The sequence below is a fragment of the Ruegeria sp. YTSC004 genome (genome assembly GCF_059609805.1).
Genome location: NZ_JBXWMJ010000010.1, coordinates 1 through 21,835, shown reverse-complemented (window position 1 = coordinate 21,835; position 21,835 = coordinate 1). Strand labels below are relative to the sequence as shown.

Below are 21,835 nucleotides of genomic sequence, written 5' to 3'. Positions count from 1 at the left end.
TGAGTATGGAGTGGCTGCCGGTCGAAAAACGGCAGTCCATGTTTTGATCAAGCCGTTGCTCCGGTCGGGTCGGCGATCAGGATATTGTCCGCGCTCAATCCGCTCAGATCGTCTAACCCCGAAAATTGCGCCATGGTTTCAACGGTGGCTGCAGTCGGGGAGGAATAGTCGACCCTGACCAGAACGCTATCGTCTCCATCTGTCGCGAGTACGTAGATCTCGTCACCCGCCTGAAGTCCCGTCAAACTTTCGACTGCAGTTTCAATTGTATTGGTCGACAGGTCGGCCAGAACTGTGGTTAAGCCGATGACGCCCGTGTTGGCACCAACCGCGCCGCCTACATTTAATGTCTCAATGCCCGTGCCATCGCCGCGCAAGGTAGAGTGATCGAGGCCATTGAACATCAACGCATCTGCCACATCCGCTGCCGCTCCGAGTGAAAAGCCGGTGATCGTGTCTACCCCGTTGGCCGCAGGGGCGGCTTCGAACACAACGACGTCGCGACCCGCGTCCGAGACATTGATGGCGTCGTCGCCGTCCTGACCACGAACAAAGCTGTCCACATCGCTGGCGACCAAAGTGTCATTTCCATCAGTGCCGAATACGACGGTCGTCGGCCCCCCATCCGGGGTGGTAAGCGACAGTTCAACCGGTTTGCTGGGGTCCTGAACGGTCATGGTGAATGTCACCAACGGTTGGTTCAGATCCGTAAAGCTGGTCGCGACACCTGCAAAGTTGACCACGGAGCCCCCAACCGGGTTGGACAGATACAGACCGAAAGCCCCGTTCCCAACATCGGATCCGGCGTCGAAGGTCACAACTGACGGATCAAATCCCAACTCGATCGTCATCGCTAGCCCGCTGGAAACGTCGCGGTCAGCGTCTGCGAAGATTTGGTACGTGATAGTCGAACCACTCTGATCCGCTTCTGCAATGACATATGCGCCCGGTACATGCGCAGTCGCCTCACCGGTTGCCGGTAAAGGATCAGGGCCGCCCGAAACCGTGGCCTGAGCCTGAAAGTTCAGGTCATCACCTGCTGAAATACCTGTGAAATCTGACGCCGGAACTGCAAGCGACCAGGTGCCATCGGCTGCGACAGTAGCGGTGCCGACAGAGTTATTGTTGAGTGTTACATTCACCGCTTGGCCAGCGGCGAGGCCAACGGATGTTCCAGATACAACAATGCCAGAACTCTGCGCGTCGCCGAGTGAAACTGAGTTGTTCGTCCCTATAGAATTCAGGTCTAACAGCGGTCGGAAATCCGTAGCGAGCGTTGTGGTAGCTGGACTGGCGCTATTGCCGGCCAGGTCACTGACCGTTGCCGAAATGGGGAAATTTGTACTGTCCGCCAATCCGGAAAGATCTGCCGCGGGTACGGTGACCGACCAAGTGCCACCAGTAGCGACACCCGTATACGATTGGCCATCCAACGTGACAGTGACTGTTTGCCCCTCTTCCGCCGATGTCGCCCCTGAGATGGACAGATCGCCTCCCCTTTCGGAGACATCCAGAACCGATCCGACAGCCAATGGGTTGATCGTCACAGTCGGTGCTGTGAAGTCTGTTCTAAACCCAGCACTCGCGCTGGCGCTGTTTCCAGCCGTGTCTGAGACCGACGCATGCACACTGTAAATTTCATCGTCTTGCAGGCCATTTAGACCGGCCGCCGGCGAAACCAACGTCCAGGTGCCGCCACTGACCGTAGTGGTATTGCTCAGGTCTACAGTGCCATCTGCCCTGACGATTTCCACGGTGATGGTGGTGCCGTCCGGGGCATCCGATGCGCCTGAGACCGTCAGATCCGTGCCGCGTTCCGCCAAGTTCATGACCGGGCCGTCGGACAAATTGGTGATGGTGATGGAATGAGGTGAGAAATCAGTGTCAAAACTGCCGCTTGCCTGCAGCGCTGGGTTTCCGGCGGCATCTGTCACGTCTGCAATCACCGGGATTGTTGCGCCATCGGACAGTGCCGTCGAATCTGCCGCGGGTACAGTCGCGCTCCAGACGCCACCAGAGACGGTACCAGTATAATCCTGGCCGTTTAACGATACGGTTACGGTCTGTCCGTCCTCTGCATCAGTTGATCCCGTGATTGTCAGGTCCGTATCACGCTCAGCGGCATTTAGGACGGCACCATCAGAGTATCCGTCGATGGTCAAGGTTGGGGCAGTGACATCCTTGGATACGGGTGCATTCGCCTGGTTGGCTGCGAGCCCGTCCGTATTGGATACATTTGCGGTGATGGTGAATGTGCCCCCGTCTGCCAATGCTCCAAGGTCGGCCGCTGGGATGGTCACCGACCAGCTGTTGTCGGATACTGCGCCGGTGTAACTCTGACCGTCCAACATGACTGTTACCTGCTGGCCGTCTTCTACGTTCCCGGTAATTCCCGAAACCGTTAAATCCGAACCAACGTCTACGGTGTTTAAGGCGGACCCAACCGACAGGGGCGATATAGAAATTGCGGGGCCAGTCAGATCCACCGGAACCGAGGCCGTTGCCGGAACCGAACTGTTTCCTGCTTCATCGCTGACAACGACCCTTACCGACACAGGAGTACCTGAGGGCAGATTTGCAAGATCAGCGGATGGAATAGTGACGCTCCAACTACCGTCAGAGGCGGTCGTCGAATAGGATTGCCCCCCAAATTCGACCATAACTGTCCGGCCATCAGCTGCTGTTGTCGATCCGCTCAGCTCCATATCGTTCTGAACGTCGACCAATTCGATTTTGTCGACGGGGAGAGGATCCAAAGTTATGGTCGGTGCCGTAAAGTCTGTCTCAATGCTGTCACTGATCTGTGCTGCCGGGTTCCCCGCCATATCTGAAACATCTGCGGTCAACACAATGGTTTCCCCATCCGGCAACGCGGCAAGATCACTGGCAGGCACGGTGACGACCCATTGCCCGTCGGCTACGGTGCCTGAGTATGTGCCGCCGTTCAGAGTGACCGTCACGGTTTGACCGTTTTCCGCGTTTGTCGTCCCCGAGACGGTCAGATCCGTTGCGCTTTCCGCCGCATTTATAACCACACCGTCCGACAAACCGGAAATTGTCAGAGTAGGGGGGATTGTGTCGATGTTGTAAGATACAGTCTCGACCGAAAGCTCTTGCCCGCCGCTGTCCAAGTGGCGAACCGTGACGTTCTGAACACCTTGTGGCAGACTGGCCGCTTCGACAGCTGTCAGCGAAATGCTCCAACTTCCATTGGGCTTGAGTGGCACGGATTTGACCAAAGACCCGATCGTAAGTTCCACTGTTTCGGTTCCACCCGGGACCCTGATATTCGCCTCTGTGCTGCTGAGCGCAGTGGATTGTGCTTGCGCGAGGTTCAAAACCTGAGGTGGTGCCTGCGGCGAGGGGTGAAAATCACCATCGTCTCCACCACCCCCGCCGCCGGCCCCCGCCGCGGCGGCGCCAGCCAGGCCCAATCCGCCCAATGCAGCGCCGACGCCACTAATGCCGCCGCCCGCCGCAGCGGCACCACCTGCTTCGGCGGCCAGACTGAATTGCGCAATTTCGCTCACGGCATTTTCGGCGATCATGATCGCGCCACTGTCCAGAACCTGAACGTTTTCCGCGGCGACAATCATCGTACTGCCATCAATCATCTTCAGCAGAACATCCCCGTTTTTCAGCAGCTTCACTGACTGTACGCCGGGAATCGTTTCTGCAAACTGATAGGCGTACAGCTCTTCTATCGTTGCCTGCGCCAAGGCGGGTAGCGCCATGAGCGTCGAACCAAGCCCCCCGGCAATACCGCGCCCAACCCAGCGTCGCATTTTGCCATCAATCCACCGGCGAATGTGGTCCCTGCGACCATTGTCTGATCCGGGTTCTGCAGTTTTGGCTTTGGGATCATGTTCTTTGGTCATCTTACCCTCACATGTGATGTCTGTGTCCGCCTGGGTGGGCCAGGTTTTGTTCATCAGTCTTTCGCGTTTGTGACTCATGCGGTCGGACCAGGAAAAATTGTGTTAAACTGAAACCGAACTCCTCGTTTTCACCACAATTCCGCTTTGGTATCGGGCCGGGCATCGGATCATCCTGCAGTCATTGCCAAGTTTGGCGTGGGGTGATTTGGTATGATGCTTCAGTTCGAAAGCGTGGTTGCAACAGGAAGCGCAGCGCTCGATTCAGGTATCCGTGATACGGCTTTAAAAACGTTTAACGGGACCACGTATCTGTACAGTTTGACCGGCCCCGGCGGCGGTGTTGCAGTTTGGAAGCTTGTCGATGGCGCGGTTCCGCAACTGGTCGATACCGAGTATCTCAGCGGTTCGATCACGTTTCAGGTGGGCCGCACGGGGACTCCGGTTTCGTTTGGTGGCAGTGATCAGCTCGTATTGGATATCGACACGGCAAATGGGCTGGTGGGGTATGATTTGAACCCGGATGGGACCGTTGGATCCTTGCGGGAAACCGGGATATTGACCGGCGGCGGTGACATTTCGGCCTTGGTGAAACTGTCGACCGGGTCCGGCGATCTGCTGATGATGGCGCATGAAGATACCGGGCGGATTGTCACCTATACCGTGAATGGGGACGGCACATTGACGTCCTCGGGCGTGATCGTGGCACGATCTGATTCGATGCAGTCATTGAGCATTGGCGCAGACAACTTTGTTATTGCGACCGACGGCGCCAGCAACACTGTCTCGACTTACAGGGTTGACGGGGGAACCGCAGCCATAGCAGTGGTAGACAACAGCGAGGCCCTGACGACTTTGGGAATCGCGACGCCCACAGCGGTTGAAGTGATACAGGCATATGGCAAGTCCTGGGTGGTGGTCGCGGGGGCTGAAAGTAGCTCTCTCAGTGTCATGGAACTAGCCGCCGATGGCCGTCTAATTCCAACCGACCATGCTCTGGATTCGCTGCACACACGGTTCGAGTCAGTTCAGGACCTTTCTGTGGTCGAGGTCAACGGGCATGTGTTCGTTGTCGCGGGTGGTGGCGATGATGGAATAACCTTGTTCGCCATGACGCTCGGTGGACAGTTGGTGCATTTGGACAGTTTTGCCGATACGCTTCAAAGCGGTTTGCAGAATGTGAGTTCGTTCAGCGTCGCGCAGGTCGGTGATGAGCTACAGATTCTGGTCGCTTCGCAACAGGATGCGGGGCTGACCCAACTAACGGTGGATGTCGCAGAACTGGGTGTCGTGCGTAGTGGCTTGGGAACAGTTAACGGTACAGCTGGTAACGATATGCTCAGCGGCAATATTCTTCCAACGACCCTTATTGCTGGGGCCGGGGATGACATTTTGATTGCCGGTTCTGCCGCGACCACAATGTCGGGTGGGTCGGGTGCGGACATCTTTGTCATGCAATACGGAGCGGAAACCACCACGATCACGGACTTTCAGGCTGGTATCGACCGGTTGGATATGTTCGATTATCCGCTGCTCAGAACGCCTGGACAGTTGACCTTTACCGCGACGGCGCAGGGCGCCCGAATTGAGTACCTCAACGAGACGATAAACGTGATTTCCGCCACTGGTGGTCCGCTGACCAGTGCTCAGGTGTTTGGCGAGGGTTTTGGCGGCCCCGATCACATTCCTGTCGATTTCGGCGATTTCGGGGGGCTCGATCCGGGCAGTTCCGATGGGGCTTTGGGGGACGTATCAATCAATTCAGAAACCGCCAATCCCAGCCTCAGTGACGCAGAAATCAGCTTTACCCCAAATGGCGGAGCCACAATCAGTGTTCGTTCAGACAGCAATGGGCGGTTCGATTTGAATTTACCGTCTGGCACTTTCGAGGGTGAATTCGACGTCATCAAGACCTATTCTACCGCGAGCAAGGACATCAACGCATTGGACGCGCTGCAGGTTTTGCGGATCTCGGTCGGTCTGGACCCGACATGGGGTCCAGCCTCGCCGGAAAATTTGATCGCGGCAGATTTCAACCGGGATGGTTCGGTGAATGCGCTCGATGCATTGTCGATTCTGCAAGTGGCGGTCGGACAGCCCACTGCCGTTCGCCCGGAATGGGTTTTCATCGACAGTGACGCGGACCTTTCAGGGATCACGCGCACCGACGTTTCTTATGATACCGGGGCAAATGTGGTGGCTGTGGATGGCGTGATTGCCTCCGACATGACCTCGATCCTGCTGGGCAACCTCGAAGCGCCTTAGTGCGACCGGGCGGTCACTCTCGGAACGCCCGGTTGAAGTAATCTGCCAGTGGTTTGACCAAATAAGACATTGGCGTACGTTCGTCCGTCTTGATCAACGTTTCCACTGGCATACCGGGCAGCAGTTCCTGCCCTTTCAGACGATCAACTTGCCCGTCTTGTGGAACGACTTCGGCGCGATAGAACGTCTGGCCGGTGTTTTCGTCGGTAAACGTATCAGCCGAGACATTCATAACCTGTCCGTCAATTTCAGGCGTTTCACGCTGATTGAATGCGGGAAACCGTAGCAAAACGGGCTGGCCAACATGCAACTGGTCCACGTGAATTGCATCGACGCGCGCGGCGACGACCAGGGGCGTATCCTGCGGTACCAGATACATCATAGGTTCCGCGGGTTGGATCACGGACTGCAGGGCAAAGACCTGACTGCCGTAAACCGTTCCCGAAACTGGGGCGCGGATATCCAGTCGCGAAAGGCGGGTGTCCAGCGACAGACGGCGCTCGGCCAATTCAGCAATCTGGGACTGAATATCACGCAGGGTCGTGATGGCTTCTTCTCGCCGTGTTGCTTCAAGCTCAAGGATCGAGATTTCGGTCGCTGATATCTGGCCTCCTAGGCGCGCAGCGGCGGCTTCCAAACGACCGATATCCCCTGTGAGGCTGGCCTCTTCACGCTGTAGGGCCGAAACACGGCTGGCCTGGGTAAGGCCGCGCTGAAGCAAGCTTTGCTGATCGTCCAGTTCGGTTTGGATCAATTCAACCTGACGCCGCAGCGAGACAAGCTGCGCTTCGGTACCGTCGATTTCGCTTTCGATTTGAACGGTCTGTTTGCCCAGTTGCTCAGTTTGCTGGTCCAATGTATTCAATCGCGCCTCGAACAGGCGTTGCTGACCGGCGATCAGATCAGGGTCGATGTTTTCCTGTTGCTGAATCTCAGCCAACCGGGTGGCCAAAGCTTCGGCATTTGCGCCATCGCGCTCGACTTCCAAACGTGCCCGGCGGGCCAGCAGTTCGAACAGCTGGGCTTCGACAATGGTTTTCTCGGACGACAGAAACGTATCATCCAATCGCAATAGTAACTCGCCGCTGGTGACGGCATCGCCATCGCGCACATAAATCTCACCAACAACGCCGCCGTCGGGGTGTTCAATCACCTGACGGTTGCTTTCGACCTCGATAATGCCCTGAGAGATAATGGCCCCGGCCAAACGCGTGTTGACTGCCCAAACACCCAAACCGCCAACAAGGATGCCAAGGGCCGTAAATCCGACTAGGGCAGGGATGGTTATGCGCCATACGGGGCGCTGACTATTTGTTTTGTCCTGCATCAGTTGCCAGCCTTGCTGAGGTTGCGCTTGATCGATCCGGCGTTTTGAACGACTGCACCCAAAACCTCATCCCTTGGGCCGGATCTGACAACCTGTCCCCGTTCGACCACCGCAAGATCATCACATTCCGAGATCGCTTGGGGACGGTGAGTCATAATGATCGTAGACTTTCCTGCGGCCTTAAGATCGCGGACAGCGGCGTTCAGCGCCTCGGTTCCATCGGCATCCAACGCCGAGTTCGGTTCGTCCAGAATCAACAAAACGGGGTCTCCGTACAACGCGCGCGAGAGCGCGATCCGCTGCTTCTGACCGCCTGACAGCTGACTGTCATTGCCTTCCAGAATGGTATCGTAGCCTTTTTCCAGCGTCAGAATCAGCTCATGCGCATTGGCTTTTTTGGCGGCCGCTACAACGGCTTCCGGGTTTGGGTCTTCCGACATACGCGCGATGTTTTCGGCGACAGTTCCGTTGAACAACGTAACTTCTTGCGGAAGGTATCCGATATGTTGGCCCAGATCAGTTGGATCGTACTGATCCAGCGTTGCGCCTCCCAGACGGATCTCGCCTGCTGCAGGACGCCAAATACCCAGAAGCGCCTTGGCCAAAGTGGACTTTCCTGACCCGCTTTTTCCGATTACACCAAGTGCCCGCCCGGGCTCGAGGTTCAATGAGACGTTGCGGAGGGTTGGAGTATCCGCTCCAGGCGGGATGACCGTCAGACCCTTGGCCGTCAGCCGGGCTTGGGGCACAGGCAACTTGGTGCGCTGTTTTTCTGGCGGCGTGGCATCCAGAAACTGGCTCAACGAGTTCCACGCCGTTCGGGCGCGTTCAACGACAGCCCATTGCCCAACAACCTGCTCGACGGGTGCCAAAGCACGACCCAGCAGGATCGAACCTGCGATCATCGCGCCGGGGGTCAATTCATTGCGCAGAACAAGCAAAGCCCCAAGCGCCAGCATTGCAGATTGCAAAAACAGCCGCAGCGATTTCGTCACTGACGTAAAGCTGCCGGTCCAGTCACTGGCGGCGATTGTTTGTTGCAAGGCGTCTGTTCGTTGACGCTGCCATCTACGCGTGATGTCCTCTTGCATGCCTTGCGAGTGTACTACCTCGGCTGCCTGTCGGGCATGTTCGGAAAAGATGTTGGCTTTTGCCGACGCTGATTGAGCCAAGGCGACCTTGCGACGAGTCAGTATTTGGTTCAGCAACGCGATCACAACTAAAAGCGAGCCACCACCAACGGCCAGCCAACCCAGCAGAGGATGGAACAGAAAAATTGCCGCGATAAAGATAGGCGTCCAAGGGATGTCCATGACGGCCAGCAGAACTGGAGAAGAGCACAGGTTTTGGATCGACTCCAGATCCCGCAACGCCGTTGCCGGCGCGGCGCGCGCGCGCGGGTGCAGCGATCGGCGCAGGGTTGCGTCAAACACCCGTTCGTCCAATTGGGACTGAAACCGAGCGCCGAAACGCGCCACGATTCGACCCCGCGCAAAATCGAGCATAGCCATAAGGCCGTACAATAACGCGACCAGCAAGAACAGCGCCGCCAAGGTCTCGACCGCTCGGGACCCAAGAACGCGATCATAGACCTGCAACATGAACAAAGGTCCGGTCAACATCAACAAGTTGACAAAGATGCTGAACAAAAACGCAAGCGCCAGGAATGTGATCCCCTGGTTGCGCGCAGATTGCATTTCACGTCTTGGCTGTGCTGCCATGTGGTTCTTAATATTCACGAACGAAGCTTCTCGTTTTTGTTGCGCAGGTTTGGAATGGGCTAGTATTTGCGCGCATCCTAGACTGATGTCCCAATAGTGGAAATACATCTCGTTGCAGATTGTCCATATACCGCCGACCAAGATCCCAATCGGTGTTTTGGCAATGGCTTATCGACATCTGACTTGCGCGTTGACTGAAGTGAAACTCTCTTTATCTCTACGTAGTGCAATTGAGGCGAAGACCAGGTGGCAAACATCTCAGACCTTACTGCCCGTGTGATTTTTGCGGTCTCGTCCGGCCTTAACCTGGCCGCTACAATAGTGTTTGCCGATCTGTTTCGCGCGACCAACAAATTGGATGGCAAGCCCTAGTTTTCAAGAGGCTTCTTGGCCGAGAGAGGCGGCAATTGTGTCGCAAGCAATGGTGCAGGGAAAAGAAGGGTTGTCTTCGGTGACGTTGATGTGGCCGACATCGTAGTGGTATTGACAAGCTGGACATGAGGGCATTCATGCCGGCGCGGTCCGGACTTCTGAATGCGCGGCGGGCGACCGGTCACTAGGAACATATTGATGGCTTTCAGGAGTTTTACTCGGTTATTGAAGTGGTCGAAAACCTGTTGGTGATTGATGAAAACCGGGTTTCATGTTGTGGCGGCAGCGCCTCGGCGAATATTTGGGTACATCGGTTCCCGCCAAGCTCAGGGCGGCCAATCCGGCAAGGGAAACTAATCTGGAAGATCCGATACCATCGCCCGAGATTTGCATGAGGGCTGGTATATCGCATAGCCGGTTGAACTGGGCGTTCGAAACATACATCAAAAAACGCCCACGTTGTATTGCTGGGATATCCGTTTGGATCGGGCACGCAGTTTGTCGGATTGTCTGCACTATGAGCGGGCCAACGGGTCGATGCCGATATTGATGCCGTGGCTGAAACGATCCGAAATCGCGATAGGCGGCGAACTGGGCGAACAGGCCGGATTCTTCTACCCGCCGACGGTCGCAGTGAATGCCAACAACAATGCGGAGATTGCGTATAATGAGGTGTTCGGACCAACTGTCACCCTGTCGCACATTGGCAGGGCGAAAAACGCTCGTCGGATCGCCAACGCCAGGCGCTATGGTCTGGCTTCGACAGTTTTGACCAAGGATGTTTCGATGGCGATGAAAATGACGTCTCAACTGCGCTGCGGAAAGACCTGATGTAAGAAGCATGAGTGGCCCGCGGCGGAAAGGCAATGGGCCGCAATGAAAGGCACAGGCGCGCTTTGCAACATATCGGTCCCTGTTTTGGACGCCCCCACGTCAGCGCGTCTTGTGTTGGGTGTACGCTGATGCGATTGGTAAGAAAACGAGCGCTGGCTACCGGTGGCCGGCAAGGGATCGGGCGCGGGTCAGAATCCGAAGGGTTGTAGGACAACATCATCTGGATCCCGCTGGATGCGTTGGTTGCCAGCCCAGCCTTGGGTTTGACGCTGGGATAGATGCAACAGGGCTGAAAAAAACCCCGCCGCTTTGTTTTGGGGTGCCCGTTCGAACCCCCGCACCTGATGCCGCTGGTCGGGGTTCTGGGGAATGACAAAACCGCCTACGAGGTCATTGAGGCAGCTCAATCGTTCTATGAAAACCTAGGCACGACAACAAAGAAGTGTCTGGATACGTGGTCAATCTCTTGCATGCTGCGATTTGGCGCGAAGCAATCAATCTGGGGACAACGGGTCACGGCGTGAACCGGCAACTGGTGGACAACGTAAAAGCCGCGGCATGCGGAAATACTCCGGCCGCGGTGTCGGAACAACGCGACGCTTTTTTCGTAACTCTGCAAAAGCCCGTTGCAGGTTTGGGTTGAGAACCGCCATCTATGTAACCGTTTGCTACGACCAAATCGGATCTGGTCAACTGCTTTCGCCCATAACTTTGATGGCCCCCAACAACCGCGCGATTTCTTGTTCCGTGTTGTAGTGACAAAAAGAAATGCGGATACAATCCGACAGGCCCAGCGGTGTAAGAACGTTGCCGGAATAGTGGTCAGCCTTTCGAGTATGGGTGCGAATGCCCTGTTGATTCAGTGTCTCGACCACGTCCTCGGATGCATGACCCTCGACCACGATTGACACCAGCCCTTCGCGTGCCGGGTTATCGGCGCCTGCCAGAATGGTCACGTGATCCATATCACGCAGCCCTGGCAGATTGCCGGTGCCGTTGATAGCAGTATCGGTCAAGTGGGTTTCATAGGCGTGAATGGCTCGGCCCGCAGCCTCGATCCGTTTGCGCGGCTCGGTCTCATCCGAAACTTCGCCACCGAGCCAGTCAAAATACGCTACTACGTCTGATACGGTTGCATACGATCCCGTATCGCGGGTCCCGAACTCCCACCCGGTTGCGGGTGCGTCGATCAACATGTCATGTGGCAAAGCGCTGAGTTTGTCGGAGATCCAGGCGATGCCGTATCCGTGGCGGGAAAACACTTTGTAAGGTGAAATCGCGTAGCCATCGACATTGTAGGCGTCCAGGTCCAGTTGCCCGTGGGCCGCATGCTGAATGCCGTCGACGATTATCAAACAATCCGGTGCCACAGCACGGATCGCCGCGGAAATCGCGGCTACGTCCATGCCCATGCCTGTCACGGGCGATGCATGCAGGATCGTTGCCACTGCGACATCTGGCGTTATCAGCGCAGAATAATCCTCGACCGTAACCAATCCGGCGTCGTTGTCGTGGGGCACATTAACGTACTCCAGCGCGGCGATTTCAGCCCAGCGACGTGCTGCGCTTCGGGTGGCCGGGTGCTCGATTGATGAACCTATCACTTTTGCACCTTTGGGGGCGACCAGACACGCGGTGCGGATCATGCGAAACAGCAGCTCGGTTCCGCTTTCACCTGCGAAGAACTGCCCAGAAGATGCGTTCATGAACACGGCCAAGTCGTCTTTGGCCTTGTTGATGACGCCTTGGGTTCCCTGACCTGCAGGATTTATGCGCCCCGGATTGTCCGGGATTGCTGCATAAAAAGCCGAGGTTTCAGCGACGGATTTCAATGTCAGTGCTCCGCCCGCATTCTCAAAAAAGATGCGTTCGCCTTGAAAGGGACAGGTGCCGACATGGGCGAACCGGCCGCGTACGGCCTCGATGAGGGCAGGGTTGTCTTGGATCATAGGTTTGTCCTGTGCTTAGTCAGAAAGCGGTTCACGATCGTGCGGCAGAGCTAGGCCACCGCGATAAGGTTTTGTCCGGAAATCGTTGACGTTTTCATCATAGATTCGGCGAACTGAATTGATCAGGCCGCATGCAGCCATCCTGTCAAGCGACAACGCGACACGATCAGGGAATATTGCAGCTATTTTAAGCTATCGCGTCTGCTTGCTATCCAGTTTGCCTCGGAAAACCAGATCTTTGGAGGATTGGGGTGCGGAGGAAGTTTTGATGACGTATTTACGATACTGCTGGCTGCGCTTGTTGCTCCAAACTGGCATGGGCACAATCTGGATGCGCTGTGGGACAGCATTGCCGGTGACATCAATGACGTAATTCCACCTTACTCTATTGAAGTGAGAGGGAAAAACGAAGTGACTGATGTGGTGGCTCTATTATTATTTTAGATGCAGTCAATTTGAAGAAGCCAGAGCCAATCAGGTTATTGGCGTTGGCTTCAAGCTTACCTGTAGGGCGCGCTGTCTTCTGCGCAGCTGCTATTTTTGCACAAACTCAGGTTCTGGTGCCGTCCTTCTACTGGCCCGTGTTCTCGGTGGCTGACCGGGCTTACTGCCGTTGGGCTGTAACCCATCTTTTCGGAATTTGTCCTCACTTTGGGTTTTGGGGAGCTTGTTCCTGCATCTCCTTGATATGCGCCAGCACAGCCCCGAACCGCTTGTTCTCAGTGACTGCGGCGTGGGTGACGCGTTGGTCCATTTCGAAGATCCGTTAGGGCAGGGCCCGACCTTCCCAGCGCACTTCAAACCGGCTAGCCTCAGCTCTTTGACGAGTCGATCCTGGAGCGTGCGGTTGGCGCGTTCAACCCGGCCTTTGGCCTGAGAGTTGTTCGCACACAGGATCTAGATATTCAGCGCCTTTAGCGCACGGCCGAACTGGGTCATGCCAGCGCCGCCGTTGGCATCTTTTCTGGCCACACGGAACACCGTGTTTGTCGCTGTAAAACGCCACCGGGCGGCCATGTTTATACTGATAGCTTTCAAGCATATCGAAATAGCTGAAGGTGCTTTCTGACTTCACGAAGCGAAGTTCCATCAAGGTGCTGGTCGCGCCATCCATGAAGACGAGAAGGGTGCAGGGGTCGCCACGATCCTCGAACTAATGTTGATCGGAGCCGTCGATCTGGGTCAACTAACCACGGCATTCCCGCTGCAGGCGCGGCTGATGGAATGTTCGGCGCTGCTTGCGAGATAGCCAGCTTCAATCTTCCACCATCCAATTGCGCAATGTCTCACGTGAAGCCGTGATGCTCAGCTAACTTCTCTGCGGCCAATGTCGGCCCGAAATCGGAATAGCTCTCTTTGACCAACACCAAGGCATAATTGCGCTTCGTTTGTGAATCCACCCCGGCTACAACTTCAACTCATGCAATGGAGTTTATGGTAAGACAATGTGAATCGCGCGGTAATGTCAGCGAACTTCATTGCCATACGCATCACCGGCGACACCACACCGCGCACACTGATGAACAGACGCACCTCCGGCGAAACGAACCAGCCATCTATGTCCAAGAAGTCGGCAATAAACTCGCCTCATGCCATGTATCCTGTTCCTGATTCAATTTTTTGGAAGATCATAAATCTCTGCAGAAACCCGAGCACGCTGACCGCTGTTTTTGGGGTTTCGTGGGGCGGCACATCACACTCAATACCCCCTCTAAAATCCGGTTGGGAAAACCAGTACATGCTAAAATAGACATGCCGCCCACAATCTCAAAATGACATCAGGAGACTATTGAGTCTATTTTTTTCTTGGAAACTCACCGTTGACTCCTATGAAACAAGGCTTTGAAAGGACGTCCGGCATTCCCCGGGCTACAGATCAAAACTGACTGAACATCCTTGATAATTCCTTCTCCGACCGGCTTTGGCGGTCTCTGATAAACGAGTTGCCAAGTACCGACACCTGCTGCCACAATCTTAACTCAAGGAGGCTAAATTCCTAAAAACCGCAAATGCGGCCCCGTCCTTTACCGAGTATGAGGCATTTGAATCTGGTGCAGCTCGCTGCAGCCATCTTCGAAATTGAACGGTGGCGATCAGAGAACTTGACCAACATTGAGGTCACACCGTGCTAGAATCCCTGCATCAGCATATCGGTCGCGACAGTGATCTGATCGAACTCGTCACTCAAGTCGCATACTTGGGACTTGAGGATTCCAACCGGTACTGCGGCCATGAATTGTGTGACCATAACGACTGACCCACCATCAATGTCAAAAACCGGATTGAGACGTGCCGCTGGTTTTGGTGCGTTTGACTTCGGTAGCAGCGGCACAACAACACGCGTATTCAGATCGCTTAGGAGGTCGGTCTGGACATCCAGAAGGTAGCCATCGCCGGATGGATTAGGGTAGACGTCGTATTTTGGCATCAGAACTGCCTGTAACGTTCCAGCGGAAGACCATGCCGCTCAACATATGAATTAGAACTTCTGAGTGCTGCAGCATTTTCGGCTTTCCAACGCTCAGACTTTGCTGCGATGACTGCGGCGCGCACGCCCTCCTCGGCCGCGCGGGACAGATTTACCTTCAGCGCTTTGGCCTCAGACAGTAACGCGCTATCGAGCGACAGATTCGTGGGCTTTCGCGTTTGAGCGTTCATTGTATTGCTCTCCCTATGCACGCACTTTATCGCTATGAAATATGCGCGTCAAATATGCGCATGTTTGTAAAGCATGTTTCGCAGAATTGAACCGACTGCCAAGTTCCAACAGCGTTGCCATTAACCAGCTAACACAATGAAACGGTAGTATTGCAACATGCAGCGGCGAGAAACGACCCAATAGGCCGCTCACAACGAGGCTCTTCAATTCCCGACACGCGGACTTTGCCGACATTCGCCGCGCCTGCAAGCCATTGGGCAATACAAGGGAAAAAGTGCCACTAAATGACCTCAGTTTGGGTCGCGACGTTGGTCGAAGTGTCCTGGCCTTTGGTTGACTTAGGTCCGCATCATCACATCAAATGCCTTGCATCTCTGGGCTGGTCGGCCTGGTCAGGCGGACGGCTGCCGGTATTCCTGTTGTTTTGTCAGCATCACCCAGATTATCCAGGCGCTCTGGATGCTTCCTGCCCATCAGCGCCCGTGACGTCATGCCGGTGATCAGGAGTTTTCGGATGTATCGGTCGCCTTTCTTAGTGATCTTGCCTAACTTTTCCTTTCCGCCGCTGGATTTGTTGAGCGGGGTCAGCCCCAGCCAGGCTGCAAGGTCGCGGCCGGTCCTGAATTGCTTAGCACTTCCGATGATCGCCACGATGGTGGAGGCGATAATAGGGCCGACGCCCGGCATGCGCATCAGGCGCCGGGCATCGGCATCAGCGGCGTCGGTCTTGCCGCGCTTTACATAGGGTTTTACATAGGCTGCTGGCATCAGGCGGACGTCATGGCCCAGCCTGCTGAGTTCACGGCCCCAATAGTGGGCGGAGCCGCAGGCTTCCATGCCGACAACACAGCGCGGAAGTGTCTCGAAAAACGCAAGCAGCTTCGGGCGCCTGATCTGCTTGTTAAATATCTTGCGGCCAGCGGCCGAAATTCCATGAACCTGGAACACGTCCTTGGCCAGATCCAGTCCAGCTGTTTTAACCGTCATTGGGTTGCTCCTTTCCGAGCAGTCCAAGACAACTGTAGTATGGCGCATCGCGACGCCGGTGGAGCAAGAGCCACCCACTCCATCCGCTAAAAACCTCGGCAATCTGTATTTGCGCGATGTTCCCAGAAAGGTGTTGTTATGATCTTTTCCAAAGTTGAATATGACCTCCCAACCAAAGGTGTCATTTTTGGAACGCAGACTCGCCGCCATACTCGCCGCTGACGTTGTTGCATACTCTTCGATGATGATCGAAGACGAAGATGCCACTTTGATGCACCTCAAGACCCATCGCGAATGTGTTTTTGATCCCAAAGTCAGCCAATACAAAGGCCGGGTGATCAAGTTGATTGGGGATGGCACATTGGTTGAGTTTCCCTCAGTCGTGGATGCTGTTCGGTGTGCCATCGAGATCCAGAAAGAACTGACGGTTCAAAACTCAGCGATAAAACTGCGCATCGGAGTGCATCTGGGCGACGTGATTGTTGATGAGGGCGATGTCTATGGGCACGGTGTCAATCTGGCGTCGCGCCTGGAAGCCGCAGCAAAAGTGGGCGGTGTTTGCATCTCTTCTATAGTTTATGAAAGCCTGGGAAACCTGATTGAAGAAACCTTTGAAGATGGCGGTTCCCAGCACCTCAAAAACATAACAAAGCCCGTCAAAATATACCATTTGTCACATGAAGGTTCTAAAAAATACGAGTCAAATCAAACTGGACGGGATAAGCCCTCAGTCGCGGTTTTGCCGTTTTCAAACGTAAGCGGCAATGCTGAGCAGCAGTTTTTCAGTGACGGTATTTCCGAAGACATCATTACCGGACTGTCCCGCTTTCGGACCTTGTTTGTGGTCGCGCGCAATTCGTCGTTTCGGTTTCGGGACTCAGATCTGGAGATTGGTGAAATCGCGGCAAAGTTGGGGGTACAATACCTTGTCGAAGGCAGTGTTCGAAAAGTCGGTAACAGAGTGCGCATTTCGGCTCAGCTGATCGCGGCTGACTCTGGAAAACATATCTGGGCTGAGCGTTATGACCGCGAACTGGAAGACATCTTTGCGGTTCAGGATGAGGTGACCCAAAGCGTCGTCGCGGTTCTTCCCGGTCGCGTTCAAAGCGACGTGGCCAACAATGTCTTGAACAAGCCCACAGACAAGATGAAGGCATATGAACTCTTGCTGCGAGGGAAAGCACTCCGAGATGGGTTGAACGCCGCCGACAACGCCACCGCCAAGGGATATTTTGAAAAAGCGCTGGCCATCGATCCCAATTACGCGCGGATCTATATGTATCTGGCCGACACCTATGTCGTCGACCTTTGGCTCGGTCTTGCCGACGCCGATGCCCCCTCCCAGGCATTGGAAATCGCGCGTCAGGGCGCGGCTTTGGACAACAAGGACGTCTATATTCAAGACCAACTTGGATATGCGTACCTATGCGCGGGCCTCTGGGATCAGGCCGATACGCAGTTTCAAAAGACACTGTCATTGATCGAAAATGAAGCGGAATCGATGGCCTGGTGCGGATATGGGTTTCTGTTGTTGGGGCAGCATGAAAAGGCCCATGGAATAGTTGTCGAGGCCATGCGACTTGACCCCCTGCACCCGCCTTCTCTCGATTGGATTATCGGACAGGTATATTTCTTTTTGGGTCGATATGATGACGCTGTCAGCAAGCTGATTGGCGAAGCACGGCTGAACTCATTGGCTGTTGCGTTTCTAGTGGCAGCCTACGCGCACTCGGGCCGACAAAAAGAGGCGGAGTCCTCGTTGCAAGCCTTTGTTCGACACCGCCGTCAGGAGTTTTCAAGCCGCGGGATGGCAGTTCCGGAAAACACGTTGATTGCTCTGGCCGGTGGCTTTCAACCAATGTGGCGCAATTTGTCAGATTGGGAACACATTGCCTCTGGTCTGCGCCAAGCTGGATTGGCAGAGTAGGCGACGCCCATTTTCTATGTCTTCGGTGATTGGTCGTTGCCAACTTCCGCTCCGGGCTGCGAGCTGCCGCTGAATGTACGAATTGTTGAGGGTAGTGTCGGTTTTTTCGAGTGAACAAGTCTCTGACAAGTGTAGACACTCAACAAAACAGAACCCGATTGGTGTCCATGAACCAGCACTTTTGATTTCGCGGCTCCCTTCCAATTGAGAGCCTCTCAAGATTTGGTCCCTTTTTCAGGGGATACCTCGGCCTCATCCAGATCCAACACCGCGGGGTCGATCATGCGCTTGTCAGCGCTCATCTTGACAGAGTTTCGCATGGCCTTGCTTCGCCGCAGCAAGCGTCGGAAACTTGCCTCGTCGAGCATAAGCAGCGTCGACGGTGCCAATGCCCGCACGTTTACGCGACGCGGCCGTTTCAATAACATGGCCAATTGCCCGAACATTTCACCACGACCCAGCCGCGAGGTGTGCCGGCCGAGTTCCACTTCCACCGCCCCGGAAGCAATGAAGAATACACTCTGGGCGAATTCGTCTTTGGAAATGATGGTATCACCCGCGTTGGCATATCGGGTCCGCAGCGCCCGGCTGAGTTTCCTAAGCGAAGACTTGTCGAGATCGGAAAACAGTGGGAACTGCCTGACCAGATCCCGTCCTTTAAGAGTGATGTCCAACTTCGGACGCCCTTCAGTTAACGTACGTCTTGTCGCCACTTCCTGCATCAAAACAGAATAAAGTTCTTCGCCCACAAGGCCGTCTTCGCGCATGACCGCGTATTCACGTTCTTCAAGGCGCAACGCGGTTCGCTGGATGAATCGTCGCTCTAGCTTTTCGGCATAACCGGGAAATTGCAGTCGCAGGCCTTCAAGCGCCGTCTTAACCGCCTCGGATCGACGCGCCAACACTTCATCCAGCAATTCCGCAACCCGGCGGCCATGGATCCGGCGGATGCGGCCGCGGACGAACCCATCTAGGTCCTGCAGGATCAGACGTTGCATGAGCAATCTTTCGAACCTGTCCGTTGTGATACGCGTGAGTGGGAACGAAATTCGAAGCCGGTTGTGCAGAAACACGGCGATCCGAAAAGATCTGCCGTAAACGACCGACCGATTTGATGCGCGCTGATAGCCGATCCGTCCGCCAGTCCGTGCGCCTTCAATGAGCCGATCCGCATCGGACAAAATCTTCTCACTCAGAACCGATGACATGGTGCGTTCCCGCATCCTGGCCAATACAGAGTCCCGCTCTGCACCGGCCAGCGCAATAAGACCAAGCGTGACCCGGTCACGATCAAGGATCTGCGCGCTGTCCTCGGCGGCCTTTACCGCCTCGTCCAGGCGTTCACTAAACTGTTTGGCTTCGTTCCTGACGATATCGTGCGTCAGGTTATAGTTTTCTGCTGTGCGGGACACGTCCTCGCGAACCGATTGCAAGGCGACGGCGACCACCTGACGCGACAGGGCGGTATCAAGCGGAGAAAGCCTGTCGAGCCCCAGTTTTGTGATCACCATGCGCAAGGTTGTACCCTGAACAATCAGTGTAAACAGGGTAAAGCCAGTGGCCAGAATGCCGACCAGGCGCTTCGTCTCAAGCGGGATGTGTGTGCTTTCGGTGACTGCCAGAGCCAGGGCCAGCGTCACGGCACCACGCAGCCCACCCCACAGTATTGCGGTGCGATAGGGGCGTTCAACAGCGGGCGATAGTCCAATTGCTGTCAGCAATGGTAACAACCCGAACAGAATTGCCGCCCGCGCGAACATGGCGGCCAAAACCACCACAACTAGCAAGCCAAAATCAGACGGTCGCACCTCTTCCAGCAATCGCGGTATCAGCAATGCGGCAAGAATAAAAATCAGCGCGCCGGCCCAGTGTGCCAGAAGGTCCCAAACCTCTTGCAGATTTGTCCAGGCGACCGGTGACAAACGACCAGGGCCTGTGAGGTTGAGCGTAAGCCCCGCAGCCACCACCGCAATGACACCCGAAGCCCCAACGCTTTGTTCTGCAACGATATAGGCAAGGTATGGCAGCGCGATGGAAATGGAAATCTGCGCCATTTCCCAGCGGTCGACAAAAGCCATCGTCCAAACCGCCATGCGCGCCATGAGCCAACCAGTGAGTGCTCCGCCTGCGATCAACAGCGGAAACTGCCCCACGGCTTCACTTAGCAATGGATTGGGTCTTCCGAGCATGACAAAGCTCATGAATAACCCGAACAGAGCCACAGCAGCAGCATCGTTAAGAAGGCTTTCGCCCTCGATTATTCGTGACAGCCTGCGCGGTGCCGAAATCGACCGGAATATACTGACAACTGCCGAGGGATCCGTTGTTGACACAATGGCGCCGATCAACAGGCAGGCGGCCAGCGGCAGCGCACTTGCCCAACTCAGCGCATAGCCAATAGAGAGGGTCGCGACAATCACTGCCACAACGGCCATCATCAGGATGGGCATCCAGTCATCCAGCATCCTGCGCAGGTTCATGCCGAGTGTCGCCTGAAAGAGCAGCGTGGGCAGGAAAACATAGAGGAAGACGTCTGACCGGATCGGCAGATCTATGATCGCCTGCGCCCCCGGGTTCAATGCATCCGTCAGGTCTGTGTCGAGAAAGAACGTCGCGCCAAGCCCGATCACTATCCCCAGGACGGCGAGGATAACGCTGTAAGGCAGGCGCATTCGCGCGGCCAGCGGTTCCGCCACGCCGATGACAACAAAAAGAGAAGTGATGATGGTCGTAACGACTACGATATCCATAGTTTCGTATTACCTGAGAACTCGAGTAAGTGGAATCCACTCTTAAAGCCGGATCAAACACGTGGAATCAATATGCGCACCTTCGCTCGTCCAGTCTGGGCCGCCTACGAATGCAACCTATTGGCACTAGTCTCAATGGCTTCAGCGATAGCCAAGACACCCTCGAGTTCGACGCCGAGGTACTGGATTGTACCGTCCATCTTGGTATGGCCCAGCAAGTGCTGAAGCGCTCTGAGGTTGCCGGTCTTCTTGTAGGTTTGGGTGATTTTTGAGCGCCTCATTAAGTGGCTTCCGTATGCGCTTGCTATAAGGCCGGTCGATGAGACCCAGTCTCGAACAATCCGCGCATATTGACGCGTTCAGATGTGGATTCTGCCAGGCCAAAGGTATTCCGAACGGATCATGAGTTCATCTTTCATCCATTTCTGAACAGAGGCACGGGTGCCCTCGGATATCTCGAAGCGCACAGGTTTCTGTGTCTTACTTTGCAGTACTGAAGCGCGTTCCTTGGTCTGCCCCGATGACATGACAACGACCCCTTCATCTTCACCAGATCACAGCCGCGAAGCTTGCTGTCGATTGCCATGTTGCAGAGTGCAAGATCGCGATGGGTGCCAGCAAGCTCAAGGCGAACTCGGATGTTTTGGTTTCAGTGGGCGCTTTTTTACCAAGGACACGTCCTTTGCTACAGACTGGGCGAAGTGCCCGAATGGCAGGTAAGTTTGGTGTCTCCATGACTGAACCTCCGATCCGCCATGTCCACCTACAACGACAACCCGACATTGACGCGATCCAATCACACAGGATGCTGCGCAATCGATGAGCGGTGGTTTTGGCAGCGCCCGCGTATTCTTTGGGCCGTGAAAACTGAGCGACTACGGTTGCTCCGGTTTGACTAAAACGCCCTCAGCCAATTGCGTATTTCCGCCACGATTCGGTGTATCAGCGCAATCTGCGCCGCGGACCCACCGAAGCCATCATTCTTCTCCTGCCATCCAATGTAACATTTGTCGGAATTGTCCTTTACTCGAGCAGCTTGAAATCTGATTATCAGCATTCTTTGGTGGGCAGGAGGTTAACGTGACAACACCTTGCAAAGACCTCTGGCACCGATAGCTTGGCTGTTGTCTGCATGGATTGCGGATCAAGCTGCAAGCCGCCACCGCGCC

The 21,835-nt window shown here is 55.3% G+C and carries 14 protein-coding genes and 2 pseudogenes; 6 read left to right on the top strand and 10 right to left on the bottom strand.

Going from position 1 to position 21,835, the window contains the following annotated elements; all coding sequences use genetic code 11:
• Positions 1-47: 47 nt before the first annotated feature.
• A complete protein-coding gene (locus AC2FFP_RS17325) occupies positions 48-3,956 on the bottom strand; it encodes an Ig-like domain-containing protein (protein ID WP_496881284.1) in 3,909 nt (1,302 codons plus the stop codon).
• A 132-nt stretch (positions 3,957-4,088) separates the two neighbouring features.
• Between AC2FFP_RS17325 and AC2FFP_RS17320 the strand changes: the two genes are divergently transcribed.
• Complete coding sequence (locus tag AC2FFP_RS17320) at positions 4,089-6,140, top strand: dockerin type I domain-containing protein (protein ID WP_496881283.1); 2,052 nt, start codon at positions 4,089-4,091, stop codon at positions 6,138-6,140.
• Positions 6,141-6,153: 13 nt separating this feature from the next.
• On the opposite strand, the gene AC2FFP_RS17315 is transcribed toward AC2FFP_RS17320, so the two are convergent.
• On the bottom strand, positions 6,154-7,467 hold the full coding sequence (locus AC2FFP_RS17315) for an HlyD family type I secretion periplasmic adaptor subunit (protein WP_496769307.1): 1,314 nt from the start codon (positions 7,465-7,467) through the stop codon (positions 6,154-6,156).
• Complete coding sequence (locus tag AC2FFP_RS17310; RefSeq protein WP_496769329.1) at positions 7,467-9,164, bottom strand: type I secretion system permease/ATPase; 1,698 nt, start codon at positions 9,162-9,164, stop codon at positions 7,467-7,469. The genes AC2FFP_RS17315 and AC2FFP_RS17310 overlap by 1 nt, the downstream gene beginning before the upstream one ends.
• 270 nt (positions 9,165-9,434) lie before the next feature.
• On the opposite strand from AC2FFP_RS17310, the gene AC2FFP_RS17305 reads away from it, so the two are divergent.
• From AC2FFP_RS17305 to AC2FFP_RS17295, 3 genes and pseudogenes are all read left to right on the top strand, one after another.
• Positions 9,435-9,560 (top strand): hypothetical protein, encoded by a 126-nt coding sequence (locus AC2FFP_RS17305; RefSeq protein WP_496769309.1) that lies wholly within the window; start codon positions 9,435-9,437, stop codon positions 9,558-9,560.
• A 480-nt stretch (positions 9,561-10,040) separates the two neighbouring features.
• On the top strand, positions 10,041-10,391 hold the full coding sequence (locus AC2FFP_RS17300; protein ID WP_496881282.1) for an aldehyde dehydrogenase family protein: 351 nt from the start codon (positions 10,041-10,043) through the stop codon (positions 10,389-10,391).
• Between the two features lie 308 nt (positions 10,392-10,699).
• Positions 10,700-10,918, top strand: a pseudogene (locus tag AC2FFP_RS17295) (3-hydroxyacyl-CoA dehydrogenase NAD-binding domain-containing protein); the annotation flags it as partial.
• Positions 10,919-11,083: 165 nt separating this feature from the next.
• Here AC2FFP_RS17295 and AC2FFP_RS17290 read toward each other — a convergent pair.
• Positions 11,084-12,343 carry an aminotransferase class V-fold PLP-dependent enzyme gene (locus tag AC2FFP_RS17290; protein ID WP_496881281.1) on the bottom strand — a complete coding sequence of 420 codons (1,260 nt, stop codon included), beginning with the start codon at positions 12,341-12,343 and terminating at the stop codon, positions 11,084-11,086.
• 246 nt (positions 12,344-12,589) lie between these two features.
• Between AC2FFP_RS17290 and AC2FFP_RS17285 the strand changes: the two genes are divergently transcribed.
• Positions 12,590-12,787 (top strand): barstar family protein, encoded by a 198-nt coding sequence (locus AC2FFP_RS17285; RefSeq protein WP_496740319.1) that lies wholly within the window; start codon positions 12,590-12,592, stop codon positions 12,785-12,787.
• Positions 12,788-13,147: 360 nt separating this feature from the next.
• Here the strand turns inward: AC2FFP_RS17285 and AC2FFP_RS17280 are convergent.
• The 4 genes and pseudogenes from AC2FFP_RS17280 to AC2FFP_RS17265 all read right to left on the bottom strand — a co-directional run.
• Positions 13,148-13,725, bottom strand: a pseudogene (locus AC2FFP_RS17280) (ISNCY family transposase); the annotation flags it as partial.
• 746 nt (positions 13,726-14,471) lie between these two features.
• Positions 14,472-14,771, bottom strand: coding sequence for a CcdB family protein (locus AC2FFP_RS17275; RefSeq protein WP_496881280.1), 300 nt, complete (start codon positions 14,769-14,771; stop codon positions 14,472-14,474).
• Positions 14,771-15,001 (bottom strand): type II toxin-antitoxin system CcdA family antitoxin, encoded by a 231-nt coding sequence (locus tag AC2FFP_RS17270; RefSeq protein WP_496725008.1) that lies wholly within the window; start codon positions 14,999-15,001, stop codon positions 14,771-14,773. The genes AC2FFP_RS17275 and AC2FFP_RS17270 overlap by 1 nt, the downstream gene beginning before the upstream one ends.
• A gap of 358 nt (positions 15,002-15,359) precedes the next feature.
• Positions 15,360-15,989 carry a transposase gene (locus tag AC2FFP_RS17265; RefSeq protein ID WP_496769319.1) on the bottom strand — a complete coding sequence of 210 codons (630 nt, stop codon included), beginning with the start codon at positions 15,987-15,989 and terminating at the stop codon, positions 15,360-15,362.
• Positions 15,990-16,176: 187 nt separating this feature from the next.
• Between AC2FFP_RS17265 and AC2FFP_RS17260 the strand changes: the two genes are divergently transcribed.
• Positions 16,177-17,916, top strand: a complete 1,740-nt coding sequence (locus AC2FFP_RS17260; protein WP_496881279.1) for an adenylate/guanylate cyclase domain-containing protein — start codon at positions 16,177-16,179, stop codon at positions 17,914-17,916.
• A gap of 215 nt (positions 17,917-18,131) precedes the next feature.
• Here AC2FFP_RS17260 and AC2FFP_RS17255 read toward each other — a convergent pair whose 3' ends face one another.
• Together AC2FFP_RS17255 and AC2FFP_RS17250 are read right to left on the bottom strand one after the other, a co-directional pair.
• The gene (locus AC2FFP_RS17255) at positions 18,132-20,666 is read right to left on the bottom strand and encodes a cation:proton antiporter (RefSeq protein WP_496769321.1); all 2,535 of its coding nucleotides are present in this window, start codon (positions 20,664-20,666) and stop codon (positions 18,132-18,134) included.
• A 104-nt stretch (positions 20,667-20,770) separates the two neighbouring features.
• On the bottom strand, positions 20,771-20,947 hold the full coding sequence (locus tag AC2FFP_RS17250) for a hypothetical protein (protein WP_496769323.1): 177 nt from the start codon (positions 20,945-20,947) through the stop codon (positions 20,771-20,773).
• Positions 20,948-21,835 lie beyond the last annotated feature (888 nt).

What these genes read in the sequence shown, in the direction of transcription:
- AC2FFP_RS17325 (WP_496881284.1), bottom strand. Translation starts at nt 3,956, where the DNA reads ATGAGTCACAAACGCGAAAGACTGATGAACAAAACCTGGCCCACCCAG.
- AC2FFP_RS17320 (WP_496881283.1), top strand. Translation starts at nt 4,089, where the DNA reads ATGATGCTTCAGTTCGAAAGCGTGGTTGCAACAGGAAGCGCAGCGCTC.
- AC2FFP_RS17315 (WP_496769307.1), bottom strand. Translation starts at nt 7,467, where the DNA reads ATGCAGGACAAAACAAATAGTCAGCGCCCCGTATGGCGCATAACCATC.
- AC2FFP_RS17310 (WP_496769329.1), bottom strand. Translation starts at nt 9,164, where the DNA reads ATGCAATCTGCGCGCAACCAGGGGATCACATTCCTGGCGCTTGCGTTT.
- AC2FFP_RS17290 (WP_496881281.1), bottom strand. Translation starts at nt 12,343, where the DNA reads ATGATCCAAGACAACCCTGCCCTCATCGAGGCCGTACGCGGCCGGTTC.
- AC2FFP_RS17275 (WP_496881280.1), bottom strand. Translation starts at nt 14,771, where the DNA reads ATGCCAAAATACGACGTCTACCCTAATCCATCCGGCGATGGCTACCTT.
- AC2FFP_RS17270 (WP_496725008.1), bottom strand. Translation starts at nt 15,001, where the DNA reads ATGAACGCTCAAACGCGAAAGCCCACGAATCTGTCGCTCGATAGCGCG.
- AC2FFP_RS17265 (WP_496769319.1), bottom strand. Translation starts at nt 15,989, where the DNA reads ATGACGGTTAAAACAGCTGGACTGGATCTGGCCAAGGACGTGTTCCAG.
- AC2FFP_RS17255 (WP_496769321.1), bottom strand. Translation starts at nt 20,666, where the DNA reads ATGGATATCGTAGTCGTTACGACCATCATCACTTCTCTTTTTGTTGTC.
- AC2FFP_RS17250 (WP_496769323.1), bottom strand. Translation starts at nt 20,947, where the DNA reads ATGAGGCGCTCAAAAATCACCCAAACCTACAAGAAGACCGGCAACCTC.